Raw genomic sequence first — 20,732 nt, 5'->3', positions numbered from 1 at the left:
CGGCGACCAATTCACAAAGCCTGTTACGTCTCGTCCTTCCCAAGCCCCTCCAGCAGAGGCACAAAACGAACCGACGTCAATTCATCATAGTCCAGACCGGTTTCAGTGCGCGTCACTTTGATCAACTGCTGCACGGCGTCCGACTGACCCACGGGTAAAACCATAATACCCCCGATTTTCAGCTGCGCCAAGAGCGGGCCCGGAGGGTCTTCGGCCGCTGCGGTCACAATGATCCGATCAAACGGCGCCTGTTCCGGCAAACCAAAGGATCCATCCGACAACATGGCAGTGATATTCGTCAGTCCCAGGTCGGCAAACAGCTTACCCGTTTCATTGACCAACCGCCTGTGGCGTTCGACCGTGTAAACCCGGCGCGCCAGCTTGGACAGGATCGCCGCCTGATAGCCTGAACCAGTGCCAATCTCGAGCACGGTGTCCCGTGCACGCACATCCAGCGCCTGCGTCATCAGCCCGACAACCGAAGGCTGGCTGATCGTCTGGCCGCAGGCAATCGGAAGCGGCATGTCCTCATAAGCGCGGTCTGCAAACAGGCCGGTGACAAACCGGCCCCGGTCCACCTGCTCCATCGCTGCCAGAACGCGCGCATCGGTCACGCCCCGTTTGCGCAGGGCAAACAGGAACTGCATTACGGTTTCAGGGTCCAGTCCGCTCATTCGACTGCCTTCAGCGCCTCCAGCATGTCGTAGGCGGTCAGGTCAGCACGCATTGGCGTGACCGAGATATAGCCTTCCAAATTGACCGCCGCATCGGTGCCCGGGGCGGTTGGGTTGTGCTGATAACCGCCTTTGATCCACAGGAACCGCCGCCCCGAGGGCGAGCTGTGCGGTTCGACCGAGAAATGCGTGTCGCGCCGGAAGCCCTGCGCTGCAACGCGCGTGCCCAGCACCTCATCTGCCGGAACGGGTGGGAAATTCACGTTATAGAACAGGCGGTAATCGCCCTGCTCGGCCGGATTGGCATCCAGAATACGCCGGACCAGATCAGCGCCAAAGCGTGCGGCGGCCTCAAACGGATCATCCAGCCCAAGATTGCGCGGGCCGAAATACTGCGACAGTGCAATTGCAGGCACACCTTGCAGGGCTGCCTCCATCGCACCGCCAATCGTGCCGGAATAAAGCGTGTTCTCAGCCGAGTTGTTCCCCCGGTTTACACCGGACAAAACCAGATCGGGTCGGCGGTCTGCCATCACATCATGCAGCCCCGCCAAAACACAATCCGCAGGCGAGCCTTCGGCTGCATAGCGCCGCTCGCTCAGCTTGGCGATCATTGTGGGATGGGTGTAGCTGATGCAATGCCCGACCCCGGATTGCTCGAAGGCAGGCGCAACCACCCAAACTTCGCCATCCGGCCCAGCCAGTTCGGCCGCAATCGCCTCAAGCGTGATCAAGCCCGGAGCGTTGATCCCGTCATCATTGGTCAGAAGAATACGCATATGCCCGTTTTACCCCCGCGTTTGGCCCTTGATAGACCCCGGCCTGCGTTGCGGCAAGCGACGCAGGACTGCAATCTGAGGCTTTCGCGCACCACTTGGGTGGAAATCGTCAGGTCAGGTTTTGCTCTCGGGGAATACAAAACACCTGTCCCGGCGAATGGTCAGCCACATGACGCGACCCGGACCCGGCACAAAGACATTTGGAACCGTCGCCTTGAGGATCGAGCCATCATAATCCATGCGAAACTCTACAAGGCTTTCGTTTCCAAGAAAGCGCGCACGCTCGACCACGCCCCGCGCAGCCACACCAGCCGAGGGCGTAGGCGAAGGCCCCTTACCGTTGCGGTCAAAGTCCAGCTTGACGTGCTGCGGGCGGAATACAATTTCGACATCTGTTCCATCCGGGATACCTGGCGCAAGAAACTGACCAAACGGCGTATCAGCCAACGCCCCATTGACTTGCGCCCGCAACACGTTGACATCACTGAAAAAAGCCACGGCAGCTTTATCTGCTGGTCGAGTGTAAACGTTATAGGGCGCGCCTTGCTGCACCACCTTACCACGCCGCATCAGCGCGATCTCATCCGCCATGCGCATCGCCTCTTCCGGCTCGTGCGTGACCAGCAAAACGGCGGCGTCCTCTTCCTTGAGGATGGACAGCGTTTCGTCCCGAATGCCATCACGCAGACGGTTGTCGAGACCAGAAAACGGCTCATCCATCAACATGATCCGAGGGCGCGGTGCCAAGGCGCGGGCTAGCGCCACACGCTGCTGCTCACCCCCAGACAACTGATGCGGAAACCCGTCGATGAAGCGCATCAGATCTACTTTGCGAAGCAGTTCTTCAACCCGGGCGCGTTTTTCATCCTTGCTGCCTTTCAGGCCAAAAGCGACATTGTTGGCCACGCTCAGATGTGGAAACAGCGCGAAATCCTGAAACATCAGGCCAATCTCTCGCCGTTCCGGGGGAACCCGGAAGACAGTGTCGCAAATCAGCTTGCCATCTACGTATATCTCGCCCGAGTCCTGCATCTCGACCCCGGCGATCATGCGCAGCGTCGTGGATTTGCCGCAGCCCGACGGCCCCAACAAACACGTCACCTTGCCCGCCTGAACGGTCAGTGACACGTCATCCACCACAACCCGCCCCTCGAAGCGGCGGATAATGTTGCGAATTTCCAGACGTGGAGGAGTTGCGTTACCTGACACCGATGGACCCCAATTGCCTTTCCCGATCAATTCCATCGGGCTTAGGCGGGGATAGCAACCCCGCCCCTCAGGTGCAAGGGATCAGCAGCAGCCGCCGCCCGAGGATGCGGTTTCACCCACGGCCTCAAACGGGCTTTCACCGCCGCAGCCTTCGAAGATGCCGTAATGGGTCGAGAAGTCACCGATAAAGTCAAAGTGCCGCGCGAACCGCGTGTCCTGCAGCATCATCCATGTGTTGCCGCAGACCGGAAAGACCTTGCCGGTTTCGATGATGTGATGATCGTCCAGAACAAACTCATGCGGGGCGTTGGGCACAGTGCCCTTATAGATCACCGCCTGGCCGTAATCTTCGCAAGCCGGTTCCAGTGCGGGCAGTTTGAACAATCGATACGTCGCCGACAGGAACTTAAGCGGTGCCACACGTGCTTCGAGCGCGGGATTTTCGATAGTCAACGGACGGTGAGTCTCGCGTCTTGGATCACCAAAACCGGCCTTACGGGCCATCGACAGGAAGTCATTCCAGTACAATGCACCCGACAGGCATTCGCCATACAGCACTTCATCCTCGGCCATCGCCTGCGGGATACGGCGGTCTGCGTAAACGTCCGAGAAATACATCTCGCCGCCTTCTTTCAGCAGCCGATGCGCGCCGCGCAGAACTGCATCTTTGTCGGTGGCCAGGTTGATGACGCAGTTCGACACGATGATGTCGAAGGATCCGGGCTCCAAGTCCAGCTCATCCAGCTTTTCGATATAGCCGTGATGGAATTCAACGTTGCTTTTGGCGTGCCCAAAGGCTTGGGCGTGATAGTCCTGATGCGCACGGGCAACCTCCAACTGCTCGGGCGTCATGTCGACACCAACCACCCGGCCCGTTTCGCCCACCATGGCTGACAAAGCATAGACGTCACGCCCCGCGCCGCAGCCCAGATCGAGGATCGACATGCCCTCAAGATCCAGAGGCGCGATCAAACCACAGCCGTAGTACCGGGTCAGCACGTCGTCATGGATTTTCGACAGGATCTTTTTCACGTGATCCGGCATGTCATCGGGCGTACAGCACGCGTTGGTCTGCAAATCCGCGCTGCTCTGCAGGACTTCACCATAGTAATTCTGCACCGATTCATGCTTCATCGCAGTCTTCCCTTCATACTTGGTTGGTCCGCAGGTAATGCAGCGCGCTGTGTCAAGCAATCCAAAGCCTGCGTTTTTTACAAAAACGTTAACTTTATATGTGGGCCTAGCCCAGCAGCTCGAAATCGACACCTGCACGAACCTTGCCGTTCACTTGCACCTCAAGACGATGCGCACCGGGCACCAGTTTGAACGTTGTGGCGTCGCCCTTCAGCTTATGACGTTTGCTTAGGTGCAAGCGACCATTCTTCAGCGCCGCCTGCTTGAGTTTATGCACCTTGGCCGAGGTTTTCCCACCAGGGCGTTGGAAATGAACAATATAATCCACCAGAACCGGCTGTTCGCCTGCACCGGTCAGGGCAACTGAAAACTCAAGCGCATCACCAATCCGGGCTTCAGAAATCACATCAATTGACGCAGCTATTTCAGCATCCGGATCAAACCCCAGCACCTTCATCGCCTCAGGGTGTCCTGCTTTCACCAGCCCGCGCAATGTGTGCGACGTCATCCAATTCAACTCGGCCGTGTTTTGTTGCCCAGCAACGCGCCACTTTTTCAAGCGTTCCAATACCAGTTCGGGGTTCTTCTTGGTGATGTCGTTCAGATGGTTGGCCACAGACCGGGTGACATAGCGTGTGCCGTCCCCGTGCAGCTGGTCCAGCAACGGTAGCGGATCGGTCAATTCCAGATCAATCCCCTGTCCCCATGGTAACCGGGGGCGTGTGCCCTCGCTGACCAACCGGCGCACATGATAACTGTCATGGCTGCACCACTGTTGCATCCGCTTTATCACAGCATCAGGGGCTTGATTCAGAAACGGGCGAATGGCCCACTCCATGGAAAACCGCTGTGTTATCTCTTCCAACACATCCAACGCCAGTTCCACATGATCCTGCCCGATCGCCGCCACCCATTCGCCCAAGGGGGCAAAGATGAAATCTCCGAAATCGTCATCTGTTTTCGTGGGGTCCAAAGGCGGCGGCAAAGCCCGCAGGATGACGGGGGCAACCGTTGGCAGGCCCCCCGGCACAGCCTGTTGAAGACAGTCTGAAATCCACGCCATTCTCTCTTTCAGTTCCAGTTCCAGCAGACGCGACATGACCTGTGCATGAAACGCCTCGGCATCAAAAGACGCATCAGCTGCGTCAAACAAACCCGCGAGATAACGGGTTTTTTCCGCATTGAACAACTGGTCTTTTAAAGAGAAATTCTGAGCCATGTTTACATCGTCATGTTTCCGGCGCCACCGTCCAGCAGAATGTTCTGCCCGATTATGAAACCTGCCTGTTGCGAACAAAGAAACGCGCAAGCGGCACCAAATTCCTGCCGCGTGCCGTAGCGGCGTGCAGGGATCGTGGCTGCTCGGTTTGCACGCGCCTCATCCATCGAAATGCCTTGTTGCGATGCGACACCGCTGTCCAGTGAATCCGCCCGGTCGGTGGCATGAATTCCCGGCAGCAGGTTGTTGACATTGACCCCAAAGGGCGCAACCTGACGCGACGTGCCGGCCACATATCCGGTCAGACCCGTGCGCGCCGCGTTCGACAACCCCAAGGCCGGGATCGGAGCACGCACCGATTGCGACGTGATGTTGACGACACGCCCCCATCCTTTGTCGATCATTCCGGGCAACAGTGCTTTCATAAACGCAATTGGCGTCAGCATGTTGGCATCCAACGCCTTAATGAAGTCGTCACGATCCCAGTCCGACCACAAACCCGGAGGGGGGCCACCTGCATTTGTCACAAGAATATCAACGCCCTGCGCCGCATCAATCACGGCCTTTTGCCCTTCGGCTGTGGTGACATCACAGGCAACGGTGTTCACCTTGACGCCGTAGTCATTCTGCAGACGCGCAGCCTCAGCCTCCAAAGCGTCAGAACCCCGTGCGTTCATCACCAGATCAACGCCTGCTTCGGCCAACGCCTCGGCGCAGCCCAATCCCAACCCTTTGCTACTGGCACACACCAGCGCACGTTTTCCCTGAATGCCAAGATCCATTCTGATCCCCTTTGCCTGTCTTCGTGCGCATGTCTAGCACTGGCCAGACAAAGAAGACCAGAAACGGTTCGTTCATCAATAAAAGAACTCTTCCCGCACAATCTTGCCATCGGCAACGTGGTAGACACCCACTTCGCGCATATCGAAAGCTTCACCGGTATCTTTCACAGTGCCCTGCACTTCGAAAATCACGGCAAAACGGTCGTCACCATGGGGAAACGGGTCACTGACGGAAGCCCCCGAGACTTCATGGGCACTTTCCCACCACTCATGCTTGCCACGTATGGCTTCCACGCCGTGGGTTTCGCGCCCCATGCCTTGAAAGTCCTGCCCTTCGACCGAAACAGCATCGGGAGCGTAAAGCTTAAACAGGTTTTCCTTGGCACGGTCCTCACGGCATCCGGCGACCAGTTCATCTGCAATCTCTTTCAAATTCATTGATCCTCTCCATTATTTGTTCACTATATGTTCTTATTGCCACAGGCACATGATTCGAACCACCCCCTTTGTCTTGCTTCGGCGGGTTTCCCCGCATATACGCGCGCTCATGCTTGATACCTCGAACCAACCCACCCTGCCGCCCGAGATCGCCCGCCGCCGGACATTCGCCATCATCTCGCACCCGGATGCGGGCAAGACGACGCTGACGGAAAAGTTCCTGTTGTACGGGGGCGCGATCCAGATGGCCGGTCAGGTGCGCGCCAAGGGCGAGGCACGGCGGACGCGGTCGGACTTTATGCAGATGGAAAAGGATCGGGGCATCTCGGTTTCCGCATCGGCCATGTCGTTCGACTATGACAATTTCCGCTTCAATCTGGTGGACACACCCGGTCACTCGGACTTTTCCGAGGATACCTATCGCACGCTGACTGCGGTGGACGCGGCCGTCATGGTGATCGATGGTGCGAAAGGTGTGGAAAGCCAGACGCAGAAACTGTTCGAGGTTTGCCGTCTACGCGATCTTCCGATCCTGACCTTCTGTAACAAGATGGACCGGGAAAGCCGCGATACGTTCGAGATCATCGACGAAATTCAGGAAATGCTAGCCATCGACGTCACGCCAGCCGCTTGGCCGATTGGCGTGGGCCGTGATTTCATCGGCTGTTACGACATGCTGCGTGACCGGCTGGAACTGATGGACCGCGCTGACCGCAACAAGGTGGCCGAAAGCATCCAGATCAACGGGCTGGACGATCCTAAATTGGCCGAACATGTGCCCGAGCATCTGCTGGAAAAACTGCTGGAAGAGGTCGAGATGGCGCGTGAACTGCTGCCAGCACTTGACCCGCAGGCGGTTTTGGAAGGCCACATGACCCCGATCTGGTTTGGTTCGGCGATCAACTCGTTTGGCGTCAAAGAGCTGATGGAAGGTATCGGTGCTTATGGCCCACAGCCGCAGGTTCAATCGGCGGAACCGCGTCAGATTGCGCCCGACGAAAAGAAAGTCGCAGGTTTTGTCTTCAAGGTGCAGGCCAATATGGACCCCAAGCACCGCGACCGGGTTGCCTTTGTCCGTATGGCTTCAGGTCACTTCAAACGTGGCATGAAGCTGACGCATGTGCGGTCCAAAAAGCCCATGGCGATCTCGAATCCGGTTCTGTTCCTTGCATCCGACCGCGAACTGGCCGAAGAGGCTTGGGCCGGGGACATCATCGGCATCCCGAACCACGGCCAACTGCGCATCGGCGATACGCTGACCGAGGGCGAGGCGCTGCGCGTTACCGGCATTCCTTCGTTTGCGCCGGAACTTCTGCAAGGTGTCCGCGCGGGCGATCCGATGAAAGCTAAACATCTGGAAAAAGCCCTGATGCAATTCGCCGAAGAAGGCGCGGCCAAAGTGTTCAAACCCTCAATCGGGTCGGGCTTTATCGTCGGCGTTGTCGGCGCGCTGCAATTCGAAGTGCTCGCCAGCCGGATTGAGATGGAATACGGCCTGCCCGTTCGGTTCGAGGCGTCGCAATTCACTTCAGCCCGATGGGTCAGCGGTGACAAGGCCGAGGTCGAGAAGTTCGTCAACGCCAACAAGCAGCACATCGCCCATGATCATGACGGTGACATCGTCTATCTGACGCGCCTGCAATGGGACATCGACCGGGTCGTGCGCGACTATCCGGCGCTAAACCTGACCGCGACAAAAGAGATGATGGTGTGATCCAACTGGCTGATTGCGCAGCCGAACCCGGCTGTGCAATCCTGCGCACATGAGTGACGACGAACTGACCTATCCCGGTGGTCTGCCAGACATGCTGGACAGCTATGAGAACCGGCGCAGTCCGTTTCAGTTCGGCACCCTCACGCTGCCCGATCCCGACGTTGATCTGGATGATCTGGCCAGACGCACGGTTCCAGACAGCGCCACCGAAGTGCCGGTCGGACGCAGCACCACGTGGGATCGCAAACGCGCCCAAATCGCGCGCGAGTTTGTTGGTCAGTCGGAACTGGCCTTCCTAAACGCGCAATTGATTTCGAACCTTAGAAAACGGTCTTTTCCCCGCCACGCGCCAGCCCTTTTCTGCCGATTGTGGGACGAACAGTCCGATCACCTGCTGGCCACACTCGACCTGCGCTGGCTGGTGTCTTCGGTTCAGACATTTGCAGACCACGGCCAGACGGCGACACAGCGCGAGGTGGGTCACGCGTTGCGGATGCTGTTTGGTCTGATGAAGCTTTACGAATTTGAACGCCTGTTCTCGGGTCTGGCCCCAGATTCGCCCTTTCGGTTCGAAGACAAAAACCATGTAGATTTGCCCTTTCAGATGAAGGGTTTTTCTTTTGAAAAAGGTGGGTTGGACGTCAATCTTATCGCCCCAATCTGGACCCAGGCGATGCATGACCCAACCATCGCGCCGCTGGTCGATCACCTGATGACGGAACTCAACAAAGATCCCGGCGGTGTCTTTCGCCGCCTGAAACAGATGCGCGACGCCCGCGCGACGCGCGCATGACCACCTGGGGTATCGTATCGATGGTTCGGGGTTCGACCGAGAACGTACTGCGCTTTGTGGCGCATCACCTCGAGCTGGGCGCAGACTTCATGTATATCTACATGGACGAACCCAACCGGCACACCTTTCGAGCGCTCAGGATGCACCCCAAAGTGCGCGTGCGGGTTTGCGACGATGCGTTTTGGGAAAAGCGAGGACGTGCAAGGCCGGAAAAGCATCAGGTCCGTCAGACGGTTCACGCGACATTTGCCTATCGCAACACGCCCCTGGATTGGCTGACGCATATCGATGTAGACGAGTTTCTTTGGTCCCCGATCCCGATCGCCGAAGTGCTGGGCAACGTGCCGCCCAACCTCAACGCCGCACGCGTCCGCCCTATGGAAGCCCTGGCTGGCGGTGACGATCTGTACAAGGCACACATCCCCCAGGGCCCCAACCGCGAGGCTCTGGTCGAAGCCATCTACCCGACCTACGGAGCATTTGTTCTGGGCGGTTTTCTCAGCCACGTGCAGGGCAAGCTGTTCGTACGAACCGGTCTGAAGTACCTGAACTTCCGCATACACAACCTGTTTCAGAACAAAAAACTGCTGCCTTGCAAATACGAGCTGCCCGAAGTTGAACTGTGCCACCGACACGCCCCGGATTGGGATCACTGGATCGGGCATTACCAATTCCGCATGGATCGCGGCTCGTATCAGGCAGGCATGGCCCCAAATGTACCGCGCGAGCAAGGCGGGCTGAACAAAAACGAACTGCTCAACTGGATTGAGGACGAACAGGGCATGGAAGGACTGCGCGCTTTTTTCTATGAAATGAGCGGCGCAGACCCCGAAGTGCGCGCTCGACTGGACCGGCACGGCCTGTTGCGGCACCGCCCCCTGGATTTGGATGAAAAAATGGCGAAACACTTCCCCGGAAGCTGCTGAATTGTTGCGGAAAATCTTGCGAACAGTCTGCGTGCCCCGCATTAAGCCGACTTCATTTGACCCTGACCTACGTTTTTGTTATGTCCGCCCCCAAGCCGAACAGGCGCATTGCGCGCATGGCCATCCGGGCCCGGCACATCTTTGACGCGCGGGCCAGGTCAAGTGTCCGCAAAAACCGGACTTACATGACAAAGTTTAACGAACTGAACCTGAACCCAAAGGTCCTCAAAGCCATTGAGGAAGCCGGATACGAAACTCCCACTCCGATCCAGGAAGGTGCGATTCCGCCTGCTCTGGAAGGTCGCGATGTTCTGGGGATTGCGCAGACCGGCACTGGCAAAACCGCCAGCTTTACCCTGCCGATGATCACTCTGCTGGCCCGTGGCCGCGCCCGTGCACGCATGCCGCGTTCGCTGGTTCTGTGCCCGACACGGGAACTCGCCGCGCAGGTGGCTGAGAATTTCGACACCTACACAAAGCACCTGAAACTGACGAAAGCGCTGTTGATCGGCGGCGTCAGCTTTAAGGAGCAAGAGGCGTTGATCGACCGGGGCGTTGACGTTCTGATCGCCACGCCGGGCCGCCTGCTGGACCATTTCGAACGCGGCAAGCTGTTGCTGACCGGTGTTCAGATCATGGTGGTGGACGAAGCCGACCGGATGCTGGACATGGGCTTTATTCCCGATATCGAACGCATCTTCTCGCTGACGCCGTTCACGCGCCAGACCCTGTTCTTCTCGGCCACCATGGCCTCTGAGATTGAGCGGATCACCGACACCTTCCTATCCGCCCCTGCCAGGATTGAGGTTGCCCGTCAGGCCACCGCATCCGAGACCATCGAACAGGGCGTCGTCATGTTCAAAGGCGGTCGCCGCGATCGTGAGGCCAGCAACAAACGCAAAGTTCTGCGTGCGTTGATCGATGCCGAGGGCGACAAGTGCACCAACGCGATCATCTTCTGCAACCGTAAGACAGATGTGGATATCTGCGCGAAATCGCTGAAGAAATACGGCTATAACGCTGCCGCGATCCATGGTGATCTGGACCAGTCGCAGCGCATGAAAACGCTGGACGGGTTCCGCGATGGATCGTTGCGCCTGCTGGTGGCCTCGGACGTCGCCGCGCGGGGTTTGGATATTCCTTCGGTCAGTCACGTGTTCAACTTCGACGTGCCCGGCCATGCCGAGGACTACGTCCACCGCATCGGCCGCACCGGTCGCGCCGGGCGCGAAGGCAAGGCCATCACGATTTGCTCGGGCCGTGATGAGAAAGCTTTGGATGCAATCGAAAAGCTGATCCAGAAAGACATCCCGCGCATCGACAACCCGGTCAAGGAAGAGGCCAAGCCCGAAAAGCCCAAATCTGAGAAACCGAAGCCCGAGAAAAGGGCCAAAGACCAGGAAGGCGCTAAGGACACCCGGAAAGAGCGCGAACCGAAAGGGCGCGGTCGAGGCCGCAAGGCTGATAACGGTCCGGTTGTTGTGGGGATGGGTGATCATCTGCCCAGCTTTATCGCTCTTAGCTTTGATGAGCGTCGTGCTGGCTAAATTGCCAGCACCAGAGCCAGTATCGAAAGCCCCAGTAAAGTCATTCCGGCGATCTCTCGCCGGGTGATCGTTTCACGGAAGAACAATGTCGAGGCCATCAAGCTGAGGAGCAATTCGACCTGCCCCAAAGCTTTGACATATGCAGCGTTTTGCAAGGTGAAGGCCCAGAACCAGCAGAACGACCCACCCAGACTGGTCAGCCCGACAAAGATGCCGGTGGACCGCGTTTGCCAGACTGCGATCAACTCGGACCGATCGCGCCACAACAGCCACAGCCCCATGCTGAGAAATTGAAACGTGACTACGGCGGCCAGAGTGACCAAGGCCCGAAACCACGCATCGACCTCACCCAGCTGCAACGAAGCACCGCGATAGCTGACGGCGGAAAATGCAAACAGCACACCCGAACCAAGCCCAAGTTGAGAGGCGCGGTTGGTCAGATGCCGCCACCAAGCCCCATCACCTCCGGGTGTTTTCGACAGCAGCAGAACTGCGGCAAGCCCCAACAGAATGGCCACAAGCGCACCCGCTGACACGCGATCCCCCAGCACAAGAAAGCCGACAATCGCGGTTTGAATCACTTCGGTTTTCTTAAAGGTGATCCCCACCGCAAAGTTGCGCTGCTTGAACAGGGCAACAACACAAATCGTCGCCAGTATCTGCGCCGTCCCGCCGATCACCGCGTATAGCCAGAACAAAGGGCTGAGCGGTGGCAGGCTTGCCCCCGTTACCTGCAAAGCGACCATCAAACCCGCAACGGCCAACGGCATGGAATAAGCAAAGCGCGCAAACGTTGCGCCAGCCGCAGACAGTTTCACACTGCTCAGCGACTTTTGCAGCATGAAACGTACCGTCTGAAAACTGGCGGCAGCGATGGTGACAGGGATCCAGAGACTCATGCCACCCGTTGTGTCGTCAAATCAGGACTTTGGCCAGAGCGGATGCGGCACAGGGTCTTTCGCGCGCAGCAGATACTGCCGGAAAATTTGCGCGTAAGACCGGTACACGTAAGCCTCATTGCAGGCCAGATACCTATCCTTGCCGTCTTCATACAGTTGCGGCAACTGGTACCACGGGGCGTTGGGGTTCATGTGATGAACCACGTGCAGGTTGTTGTTCAGAAACAGAAAAGCCAGCGGGCCCCGGTCTTCGATAATAACCGTACGCGCACGGGATTTTTCATGCGCACGGTGCTCAAGGAAGGTCCGTATTTTTAGCAGCCCCAGCCCGAAATAGGCAGAAATCAAATAGGCCCAAACCGGCATAGACGACTGGGCAACAACCCACAGCACCACCGCCGCACCCGGCAGGTGCAAAGCCCAAGCCAGCAGGATATCCTTGTCCCAATGCCGCGCGCCTCGCCATTCGTCGCGCAGAAACAGAACTTGTCCGATAGCCGGGCCCAAGACCATGCGCCCAAGCAGCGTGTTGTTGACCGCCAGCAGCTTTTGTAAGCCGCGCGGAAGAGTCGACCAGACCTTGGGATCCAAATAGTTCGATTCCGGGTCGTCATATGGATCGGTCAACGCTGCATCCTGATGATGCGCCAGGTGCAAATCCCGAAAGCGGTTGTACGGGATGAACAGCGTCAGCGGCAGCGCCATCAGCGCCTCGTTTACCCATTTTGTGCGGAAAGGATGCCCGTGCAGGGCCTCATGTGTCAGCGACGAATGCAGCGCCGCAACAACAGCAAGGGCTGGAACGGCCAGCCAAACTGACAGGCTTGCCAACCAAAACAGACCTGCAAGCCACGCCCCATAGCAGGCAATGATCAGGAACAATGTGCCCCATTCAGGCGATTGGGAAGTGGGTCGCTCAGCCATTGCGCCCCCACGAGATACCTGCCCAAACCCGCTCGTAAATCACATACATGGTCAGGCCAATGGCGGTGTTCACCAGCGCCACAACCCCGCCCACAGTAGCCGAGCCCGTGGCAATCAGCCCCACAACAGTCATGGTGACAAGCCCCATGACATTCCGAACGATTGCTTTCACGACAGATCTTCGCCGCGTTTCCATTCCGACCCTCAGTCTTTTTGCTTTTTTCAAAGGGTTACAGGGCGATGGTCATGGTGGGAATTCTGAATATGATTAACAAAATTCAACATCTATGATATTTATCAATATATGCAGGAAAAAATCGACAAAAGAGATCGCGCCGCTCAGTTCCGTCAACGTCTGGCTCAGGCGATGGAGCAGCGAGACATCAGTCAAAGCGCGCTGGCACGGCACATCAGTGTTGATCGTTCGACCGTATCGCAGCTTTTGACCGGGCATGGTGCGCGTCTGCCCAACGCGCATGTGGTCGGAGGATGCGCGGCCGCACTTGGTGTTTCAGCCGATTGGTTATTGAGCCTCTCTGACAGGCCCGAAAGCGCGGCCGAGCTTCTGGCCAGCTCTCTGAGTTTCACCGAAGCCCCCCGCGCGCTGGTCGATGAACGGATCTTCGAGTGGCACAAGGAGGCCGCTGGTTACAAGGTTCGCTATGTCCCGGCGACCCTGCCCGACATGCTCAAGACCCGTGCTGTGCTGGAATGGGAATATGCCCCGCATCTGGGGCGCACGGCAGATCAGGCCATCGGCGCGTCTGAGGACAGGTTGGCCTGGATGCGCAGCGCGCAATCGGATTATGAAATCGCCATGCCGCTGTTCGAAATCGAGAGCTTTGCAAGCGCCACAGGGTATTACAGCGGCCTTAGCGCGCAGGTGCGGCTGGAACAGATCGACCACCTTCTGACACTTTGCGATCAGCTTTACCCCAGAATGCGGATCTATCTATTTGATGCCAAACGCCTCTATTCCGCGCCGGTGACGATTTTCGGCCCCCTGCTTTGCGTGTTCTACGCTGGCAGTCACTATATGGCGTTCCGCGACCGGGACCGAATCGAAACCTTTACACGTCACTTCGACACGCTGGTGCGCGAAGCTGATGTGACTGCCCGAAACTTTCCCAACCACCTGCGGCAGCTCAGATCCAGAATTTCTGAAACCACATGATGCGGGCAGACCAATCCTGTGCTATGGTCCGTTGGCGCGAACCTTCGGGCATTCCGACCACAGACGGAGGACCACAGGAATGGACGCATTACAAACCGCTCAATACGCACGTGCCCTTTACGCCGCTCACGGAGACCGGGCCGAGGCCGAAGCTGCGCAGAAAATGCGCGAATGCGAGGCTGCCGGAAACCAGCAGGAAGCACAGGACTGGCAGGCGGTCCGTCAGACCATCCGCCAGATCCGTGGGCCAAATCAGGGCTAGATCACAGTTTTGGGTCAGGATTAACCGTGTGACCATCCACCGCGATGACCTGACCCGACACCAGCCGCGCCGCATCTGACGCAAGGAAGACGGCCATATTGGCTATGTCCTGCGCTTCGACAAAGCGCCCCATGGACGTGCCTGAGGCATAGCCTTGGTACACCGCATCGCGGCTCATGCCTTTGGCTTCTGCCTCACGGGCCAGAACACCTTCCATGCGCGGGCCTTCAACTGCGCCTGGGCAGATTGCGTTTGCGCGTATCCCATGCGGGCCCAGTTCCATCGCAAGTGTTTTCATCAATCCAATGACCGCCCATTTTGCCGAGGCATACGGCGCACGAAACGGATAGCCGTACTGACCTGCCGTCGACGAAGTCAGGATGATGCTGCCCGCCCGCGCTGACTTCATCAACGGGGCGGCATATTTGGCAGCCAGAAACGCACCGTCCAGATTAACCGCGACGCAGACCCGCCAAGCGTTCAAATCGATGTCTTCGATGGCATCCGTTGGCCCTGCTATTCCGGCATTGGCACATAACGCATCCAAACCACCCGCCTGCGAAACAGCGTCAAAAACGCCGCGCATGTCGGCCTCATCCACAACATCCGCGCGATGTGCCGTCCAATGATCCGGAACAGAATTTAATGCCACCGGATCGATATCCGTGACCCAGACATCATATCCAGCCGCATCAAACGCTTCGGCCATGGCGCGACCGACACCAGACGCGCCAGCGGTCACAAGCACCCTTCGTCTCATGAGGGCTTCCGAATAGCGGCCCCCGCACCTTCGGGGTAGGGCAACGCGGACTGAGCTTCGGCAATACGAGCCATCGCCGCTTCGATTTCAGGGGAAGGAGGGCTGGGTCGGCGCGTCTCGAGACTGACATGCAGCAAAAAGCTTTCGCCTGTGGCCAGCAGCTTGTCGCCTTCATACATGCTGTGGAACACGTGCAGCTTCTTACCCTGCCCCAGCAGCATCTGCGTGCGCACCTCGATCTTTGCACCCGCGTTGACCTCATCGATGTAACGAATGTGGTTTTCGGCGGTGAAGTAACTGCCGCCCGACGAGATGTACTCCATGTCGCAACCGATGATCTCCATGAAGCGGTCCGTGGCGGCGGCAAAGGCCTCCAGATACTTCGCCTCATTCATGTGGCCATTATAGTCCGTCCAATCCAGCGGGACGGCGCGCGACAGGGTCAGGATCGGCTGGCTCAGGTCCGCCTGATCCAATGTCGGCAAGGCACCCGGTTTTAACAGCGCATCATGCTGGTTCAGAGCCGCGCCTGCCCCATAATTCTGCGCCTTGAGGGCCCGCATCATACCCACAAGGTTGTTGTCGCGAATGCGCTCCAGTTCGCGGATCGAGTGCATCCCAGATTGTGCGTCGGACTGATCGGCGATCATATCGACCAGCTCATCGGTGAATTCGGGCACATCCATCAGCTTGGTCCAAGGCCATTTCAAAGCCGGACCAAATTGCGCCATGAAATGACGCATCCCGGCCTCGCCCCCGGCCACGCGGTAGGTCTCGAACAGGCCCATCTGCGCCCAACGGATGCCAAAGCCCATCCGGATCGCCTCATCGATTTCTTCGGTCGTTGCAATGCCGTCCTTGACCAGCCACAGAGCCTCTCGCCACACCGCTTCAAGGAACCGGTCCGCAATATGCGCGTCAATTTCCTTCTTGATGTGCAGCGGGAAAAACCCGACCGATTTCAGCAACTCCTGCGCGCGCGCGACCATTTCGGGCGGGTTCTTGTCGGTGGGCACCAGCTCGATCAGCGGCAGCAGGTAGACCGGGTTGAACGGATGTGTGACGACGATCTGCTCGGGGCGCAGCGCGCCGTCTTGCAGTTCCGAGGGTTTGAAGCCGCTGGTCGACGACCCGATGATTGCGCCCGGGTCGCAAGCTTCTTGCAAACCCTTGTAGACTTTTAGTTTCAGATCCAGCCGTTCCGGCACACTTTCCTGAATCCAAGTCGCGCCTTCTACGGCGTCGGCCATGTCATCATGAAAGCTCAGCGTCCCTTCGGCCGGCAACGGCACATCGCTCAAGCCCGGCAGAGACCGTCGCGCATTGTCCAGAACCTCACCAATCTTGCGTTCTGCTTCCGGGTCCGGGTCGAACACCCGGACGTTCCAGCCATTCAGCAGGAACCGTGCAGCCCAACCGCCGCCAATGACCCCACCCCCGATGATTGCTGCCGTTTTTGTCATATCGTCCTCTAATCGATACAGATCACTTGTGCCTGCCCCGCCTCATCCAGATGCGAAATACATCCGAATTTCGGCGTAACGGCACTGCATTGTTTGGTGTCCGACAGGCAGAACCCTGCACAATCGGAGGCTTTTTCACAGGACTCCCCGGCGTCTGGCAAAGGTTCAAAGCAGATAAACTGCCGGAGTCGCCCACCCACCTCATAGCGTCCACCCTTGGCTTCGCACTCCTGGCGGGCCAAGTCGTCCTCTGTGGCTTGCGCTGCCCCTTCCCGGGGTAGGCACAGCATCAGGAGCGCCACGCACATCACCAGAAACGCTCGCATGGTTTAAATCCTTATGCTGACACCCTGAGCTTTCGGATTGGGCCGTCCAACGCGAACAAATCAGTTTTTGGGCGCGCGTTTTTCCAATCCCAACTTCTCGCGCACTTCTTGCGGCCCGATGACCCGTGCGCCCATATTCTCGATGATGGTCCCGGCCCGTTCGACCAGTTGCCAGTTCTCGGCCAGCACGCCCTTGTCCAGCCACAGGTTATCCTCCAGACCCACGCGCACGTTGCCGCCCGCCAGCACCGTAGCGGCGACATAAGCCATCTGGTTACGCCCCAGCGAAAATGCGCTGTAGGTCCAATCATCGGGGACATTGTTCACCATCGCCATGAAGGTATTCAGATCGTCCGGCGCACCCCACGGCACACCCATGCACAGCTGAACCAACGCGTTGGGCTCCAGAATCCCCTCTTTCACCAACCGCTTGGCAAACCATAGGTGGCCGGTGTCAAAGGCTTCGATCTCGGGCTTTACCCCCATATCCGTCATCATCTGTCCCATAGCGCGCAGCGCACCGGGCGTGTTGGTCATGACGTAGTCGGCCTCGGCAAAGTTCATGGTGCCACAGTCCAAAGTGCAGATTTCGGGCAAACACTCGGCAATATGCGCAACGCGCTCCGACGCGCCGATCATGTCAGTCCCGGCCTCATTCACAGGAAACGGGCTTTCAACGCCCCCAAACACGATGTCCCCACCCATCCCCGCGGTCAGGTTCAGAACAACGTCCACGTCGGCGTCGCGAATCCGGTCTGTCACCTCACGATACAGGTCCAGCCGACGGCTTGGCGCACCGGTTTCGGGGTCACGCACATGGCAATGCACAACTGCAGCCCCAGCCTTGGCGGCAGCAATCGCGCTGTCGGCAATCTGCTGCGGCGAGCGCGGTACATGAGGGCTGCGATCCTGCGTTCCACCCGAGCCGGTCACGGCGCAGGTGATAAAGACATCACGGTTCATTTCCAGAGGCATGGCGTTTTCCCCAAGTTATACCCGGTTTTGACCTGAGTTTTCCCCAGGCTTCTCCCCGGATTCCGATTTGCGTTCTGACCCGACTCTGGCGCAGCCTTGGGAAAACAACTTGCCAGAATGCGAATCGAACTTGATGCAATCCGCAAAAAACATACTGCAACCCGAACATCGCGCCCTGAAAACGGCGGTGCTGGTGCTTGATGACTGCAACACGCTCAGCTTCGCCTCGGCCGTCGACCCGATGCGCGCGGCCAACCGTCTGGCCGACCGCCCGGCTTTTGACTGGGACTATGTGACAGCGACACCCGAACCGGCAATGCTGACCAGCGCCCTGCAAGTGCCCGGCATCCCGCTGGCACGTCTACAAGGCTGTGACCTGATGATCGTTGTGGCCGGGTTCCAACTGGCCCGTCACGCCACCCCCAGCCTGCTCGCGGGTCTACGCCGGATCGCAGGCACCGGTGCAACAATGGCAGGCATCGACGGCGGCCCATGGCTGCTGGCCGAGGCCGGGCTGCTTGACGGTCACGCCGCCACCACCCATTGGGAAGACTTGGAAAACTTCGCCGCGCGCTTCCCCGAGGTCGATGTACGCCCTGACCGCTACACCGTCTCGGACACTAGGCTGACGTCAGGGGGCGCGATCCCAGCGGTTGAGATGATGCTGCACATCATCGCCGCCCGCCATGGCGCGGGTTTCGCGGCGCGCGTTTCGGGCTTGTTCCTCTACGAAGGCGCTCCAGACCCTGCCAAACCGCAAAGTCGCACTGGCGCACCACACCGCCACACAGCTTTGACCGCCAAGGCCAATTCACTGATGCAGGACTCTTTGGATGACCCCCTGCCGCTTGCCTATATCGCAGACCGACTGGGCACCAGCCCGCGTACGTTGCAACAACAGTTCCGTCTGCGCCTGAACACCACGCCGCAGGACCATTATCTGCAACTGCGCCTGGCCGAGGCCCGCCGACTTGTTACCGACACCGACATGCCGCTGATGGACGTGGCGCTGGCCACGGGATTTGCCTCACAATCCAGCTTTGCCCGTGCCTTTCGCACCGCGCACGGCCAGTCCGCCCGCGACCTCAGGCAAGAGCGCGCGCACCCCACCCATCACTGACCGGATCCAACTTCATCTGGCTAAAAATACCTCGGGGGAGCCGCCGAAGGCGGCGGGGGCAGCGCCCCCTGCCCTCAGTACGGCATTGGGTGCGCCTTATGGGCTGCATCCAACTCTGCCAGCACCTCATCTGACAACGTCAGATCCGCGCCAGCCAATACGTGTTCAAGCTGCTCAATCGTGGTCGCGCCAAAAATAGCGGACATCATGAACGGACGTGTACGACACCAGGCCAATGCCATATGCGTCGGATCCAAGCTATGGCGCGCAGCAACGTCCAGATAAGCCGCGACCGCATCAAACACCCGATCAGACTTGCGCCCGCCCAGTTCAGGCGAAAGCGACATGCGCGAACCGTCCGGGACGGCACCACCCTGATACTTACCCGTCAGCAACCCGGTACCCAAAGGCGAGAACGCCATCAGCCCGACATCTTCATGCACGCATAGCTCGGCCATATCCGTGTCGAACAGACGACAGAGCAGAGAATATTCGTTCTGAACCGATGCCACACGCGGCGCACCCATCTTTTCGGCCAAACGCACCCACTGCGCCGTGCCCCATGCACTTTCGTTGGACAGACCAAAGGCGCGGATGTTGCCCTTGTCGACCTGAGCCTGCAACGCCTCCAGACACTCCTGCATGTTCTCTAGAACGTCATCGGTGTTGTGCCCGGTTGGCGCAAAATCCCAATTCTGGCGGAACATGTAGCTGCCACGGTTCGGCCAGTGAAACTGGTAGAGATCAATGCACTCTGTCTGCAACCGCTTCAGTGACCCTTCGATCGCTTCGGGGATCGTCTTGCCTGTGATCGGCGCACCGTCGCGTACAAAGGACAACCCCTCGCCGGAATGCTTGGTCGCCAGAATGTAATCGCTCCGCCGCGCCGCATTGGCCGCGTTCCAGTTGCCCAGAATCTCTTCGGTGCGCCCGATCGTTTCTTTTGAAACCGGGTTCACCGGATACATCTCGGCTGCGTCCACAAAGTTGATGCCAGCATCCAGCGCCATGTCCATCTGCTTGTGCGCATCGGCTTCGGAGGTCTGTGTGCCAAAAGTCATGGTTCCAAGACACAGGTCGCTCACCATAATTCCTGTACGGCCCAAGGGCTTCATTTGCATCTTTCAAATCTCCCGAAAACGGCGTCGCCCGTCAGGCTTCAGCCTTCTTTTCCCACCGCCCGGATTCCTCCGACCAGTATTGTGCCGAACACCCCGCAGCGGTCAGCGATTTCCACTGCCCCCGCGCGTGTTGAACAGCCATATCGTCATTGCCATCAAACAGGATGCACACACGTTCCATCGCGGTGACTTCTTCCGCCTCGACCGGCGCGCCGTCAACGGCCATGACGCAGGACGCGCCATTGGCAGCTTCCGAACCTGTGGTCAGCAAAATTGGCTGCTCTGCGTCATGGGGGCCACCTTCGCGGCCATGCGGCAGGAACCCGTCTTCGGGCCCCAGCCACAGCTTTTCATCCAGCCAGTCCATCCGCGCGGGGTCGATGCCCCGCACGTCAATCTTCCACCCGGCCTGCCGCGCCTTGTCCAGCAGCACCGGCAAGGTGCGCTCCAGCGGCTGGCGGGTCAGGTGGTAGAAATAGACAGCGCCCATAAG

23 protein-coding genes are annotated in these 20,732 nt (G+C 58.6%); 7 read left to right on the top strand and 16 right to left on the bottom strand.

Features of this window, described 5'->3' with window-relative positions; translation table 11 throughout:
• Positions 1-23: 23 nt before the first annotated feature.
• The 7 genes from ACR3EH_RS17460 to ACR3EH_RS17430 form a co-directional block, all read right to left on the bottom strand.
• Complete coding sequence (locus tag ACR3EH_RS17460; RefSeq protein ID WP_171090421.1) at positions 24-674, bottom strand: protein-L-isoaspartate(D-aspartate) O-methyltransferase; 651 nt, start codon at positions 672-674, stop codon at positions 24-26.
• On the bottom strand, positions 671-1,453 hold the full coding sequence (surE, locus tag ACR3EH_RS17455) for a 5'/3'-nucleotidase SurE (RefSeq protein WP_171183486.1): 783 nt from the start codon (positions 1,451-1,453) through the stop codon (positions 671-673). The genes ACR3EH_RS17460 and surE overlap by 4 nt, the downstream gene beginning before the upstream one ends.
• Before the next feature lie 114 nt (positions 1,454-1,567).
• Positions 1,568-2,698 carry an ABC transporter ATP-binding protein gene (locus ACR3EH_RS17450; protein ID WP_171183488.1) on the bottom strand — a complete coding sequence of 377 codons (1,131 nt, stop codon included), beginning with the start codon at positions 2,696-2,698 and terminating at the stop codon, positions 1,568-1,570.
• 45 nt (positions 2,699-2,743) lie between these two features.
• On the bottom strand, positions 2,744-3,796 hold the full coding sequence (locus ACR3EH_RS17445) for a methyltransferase domain-containing protein (RefSeq protein ID WP_171183490.1): 1,053 nt from the start codon (positions 3,794-3,796) through the stop codon (positions 2,744-2,746).
• 106 nt (positions 3,797-3,902) lie between these two features.
• Positions 3,903-5,015, bottom strand: coding sequence for a hypothetical protein (locus tag ACR3EH_RS17440; RefSeq protein WP_171648446.1), 1,113 nt, complete (start codon positions 5,013-5,015; stop codon positions 3,903-3,905).
• 2 nt (positions 5,016-5,017) lie between these two features.
• On the bottom strand, positions 5,018-5,797 hold the full coding sequence (locus tag ACR3EH_RS17435; RefSeq protein WP_171183494.1) for an SDR family oxidoreductase: 780 nt from the start codon (positions 5,795-5,797) through the stop codon (positions 5,018-5,020).
• A 75-nt stretch (positions 5,798-5,872) separates the two neighbouring features.
• Complete coding sequence (locus tag ACR3EH_RS17430; RefSeq protein ID WP_171183496.1) at positions 5,873-6,235, bottom strand: nuclear transport factor 2 family protein; 363 nt, start codon at positions 6,233-6,235, stop codon at positions 5,873-5,875.
• A 109-nt stretch (positions 6,236-6,344) separates the two neighbouring features.
• Between ACR3EH_RS17430 and ACR3EH_RS17425 the strand changes: the two genes are divergently transcribed.
• The 4 genes from ACR3EH_RS17425 (at position 6,345) to ACR3EH_RS17410 (ending at position 11,215) form a co-directional block, all read left to right on the top strand.
• Positions 6,345-7,949: a peptide chain release factor 3 gene (locus ACR3EH_RS17425; RefSeq protein WP_171183498.1), complete on the top strand. Its 1,605-nt coding sequence runs from the start codon at positions 6,345-6,347 to the stop codon at positions 7,947-7,949.
• Positions 7,950-7,998: 49 nt separating this feature from the next.
• Positions 7,999-8,742, top strand: coding sequence for a hypothetical protein (locus tag ACR3EH_RS17420; protein ID WP_171183500.1), 744 nt, complete (start codon positions 7,999-8,001; stop codon positions 8,740-8,742).
• The gene (locus ACR3EH_RS17415; RefSeq protein ID WP_253762149.1) at positions 8,739-9,668 is read left to right on the top strand and encodes a glycosyltransferase family 2 protein; all 930 of its coding nucleotides are present in this window, start codon (positions 8,739-8,741) and stop codon (positions 9,666-9,668) included. The genes ACR3EH_RS17420 and ACR3EH_RS17415 overlap by 4 nt, the downstream gene beginning before the upstream one ends.
• Before the next feature lie 185 nt (positions 9,669-9,853).
• The gene (locus ACR3EH_RS17410) at positions 9,854-11,215 is read left to right on the top strand and encodes a DEAD/DEAH box helicase (protein ID WP_171183502.1); all 1,362 of its coding nucleotides are present in this window, start codon (positions 9,854-9,856) and stop codon (positions 11,213-11,215) included.
• Here the strand turns inward: ACR3EH_RS17410 and ACR3EH_RS17405 are convergent.
• Genes ACR3EH_RS17405 through ACR3EH_RS17395 form a run of 3 tightly spaced genes read right to left on the bottom strand, consistent with a single transcriptional unit; the run spans position 11,212 to position 13,234 of the window.
• Positions 11,212-12,114 (bottom strand): EamA family transporter, encoded by a 903-nt coding sequence (locus ACR3EH_RS17405; RefSeq protein ID WP_171183504.1) that lies wholly within the window; start codon positions 12,112-12,114, stop codon positions 11,212-11,214. The genes ACR3EH_RS17410 and ACR3EH_RS17405 overlap by 4 nt on opposite strands.
• 21 nt (positions 12,115-12,135) lie before the next feature.
• Entirely contained in the window at positions 12,136-13,038 is a 903-nt protein-coding gene (locus ACR3EH_RS17400; protein WP_171183506.1) for a fatty acid desaturase, read from the bottom strand.
• Entirely contained in the window at positions 13,031-13,234 is a 204-nt protein-coding gene (locus ACR3EH_RS17395) for a DUF2061 domain-containing protein (RefSeq protein ID WP_171676326.1), read from the bottom strand. Before ACR3EH_RS17395 ends, ACR3EH_RS17400 begins: the two co-directional genes overlap by 8 nt.
• Positions 13,235-13,342: 108 nt before the next feature.
• Here ACR3EH_RS17395 and ACR3EH_RS17390 point away from each other — a divergent pair, with 108 nt between their 5' ends.
• Together ACR3EH_RS17390 and ACR3EH_RS17385 are read left to right on the top strand one after the other, a co-directional pair.
• Positions 13,343-14,212: a helix-turn-helix domain-containing protein gene (locus ACR3EH_RS17390; RefSeq protein WP_171183508.1), complete on the top strand. Its 870-nt coding sequence runs from the start codon at positions 13,343-13,345 to the stop codon at positions 14,210-14,212.
• 79 nt (positions 14,213-14,291) lie between these two features.
• On the top strand, positions 14,292-14,474 hold the full coding sequence (locus ACR3EH_RS17385) for a hypothetical protein (RefSeq protein ID WP_171090450.1): 183 nt from the start codon (positions 14,292-14,294) through the stop codon (positions 14,472-14,474).
• A gap of 1 nt (position 14,475) precedes the next feature.
• Here the strand turns inward: ACR3EH_RS17385 and ACR3EH_RS17380 are convergent, their stop codons facing one another.
• The 4 genes from ACR3EH_RS17380 to bcoG are packed head-to-tail and all read right to left on the bottom strand — an operon-like array spanning position 14,476 to position 17,998.
• On the bottom strand, positions 14,476-15,234 hold the full coding sequence (locus ACR3EH_RS17380) for an SDR family oxidoreductase (protein WP_171183510.1): 759 nt from the start codon (positions 15,232-15,234) through the stop codon (positions 14,476-14,478).
• Positions 15,231-16,697, bottom strand: coding sequence for a carnitine 3-dehydrogenase (locus tag ACR3EH_RS17375; protein WP_171183512.1), 1,467 nt, complete (start codon positions 16,695-16,697; stop codon positions 15,231-15,233). The genes ACR3EH_RS17380 and ACR3EH_RS17375 overlap by 4 nt, the downstream gene beginning before the upstream one ends.
• A gap of 8 nt (positions 16,698-16,705) precedes the next feature.
• On the bottom strand, positions 16,706-17,023 hold the full coding sequence (locus ACR3EH_RS17370; RefSeq protein WP_171183514.1) for a hypothetical protein: 318 nt from the start codon (positions 17,021-17,023) through the stop codon (positions 16,706-16,708).
• Between the two features lie 60 nt (positions 17,024-17,083).
• Positions 17,084-17,998, bottom strand: a complete 915-nt coding sequence (gene bcoG / locus ACR3EH_RS17365; protein WP_171183516.1) for a 3-dehydrocarnitine:acetyl-CoA trimethylamine transferase BcoG — start codon at positions 17,996-17,998, stop codon at positions 17,084-17,086.
• 133 nt (positions 17,999-18,131) lie between these two features.
• Here bcoG and ACR3EH_RS17360 point away from each other — a divergent pair, with 133 nt between their 5' ends.
• Positions 18,132-19,118 (top strand): GlxA family transcriptional regulator, encoded by a 987-nt coding sequence (locus ACR3EH_RS17360; RefSeq protein WP_171090459.1) that lies wholly within the window; start codon positions 18,132-18,134, stop codon positions 19,116-19,118.
• A 74-nt stretch (positions 19,119-19,192) separates the two neighbouring features.
• On the opposite strand, the gene ACR3EH_RS17355 is transcribed toward ACR3EH_RS17360, so the two are convergent.
• Positions 19,193-20,239 (bottom strand): aldo/keto reductase, encoded by a 1,047-nt coding sequence (locus tag ACR3EH_RS17355; protein WP_171183517.1) that lies wholly within the window; start codon positions 20,237-20,239, stop codon positions 19,193-19,195.
• A gap of 31 nt (positions 20,240-20,270) precedes the next feature.
• On the bottom strand, positions 20,271-20,729 hold the full coding sequence (locus ACR3EH_RS17350) for a DNA polymerase III subunit chi (RefSeq protein WP_171183519.1): 459 nt from the start codon (positions 20,727-20,729) through the stop codon (positions 20,271-20,273).
• Between the last annotated feature and the right edge of the window lie 3 nt (positions 20,730-20,732).

The organism is Ruegeria sp. BG7, assembly GCF_056535685.1.
Note: the sequence above shows the minus strand (reverse complement) of the source record. Positions and strands in the feature narration are given on the sequence as shown.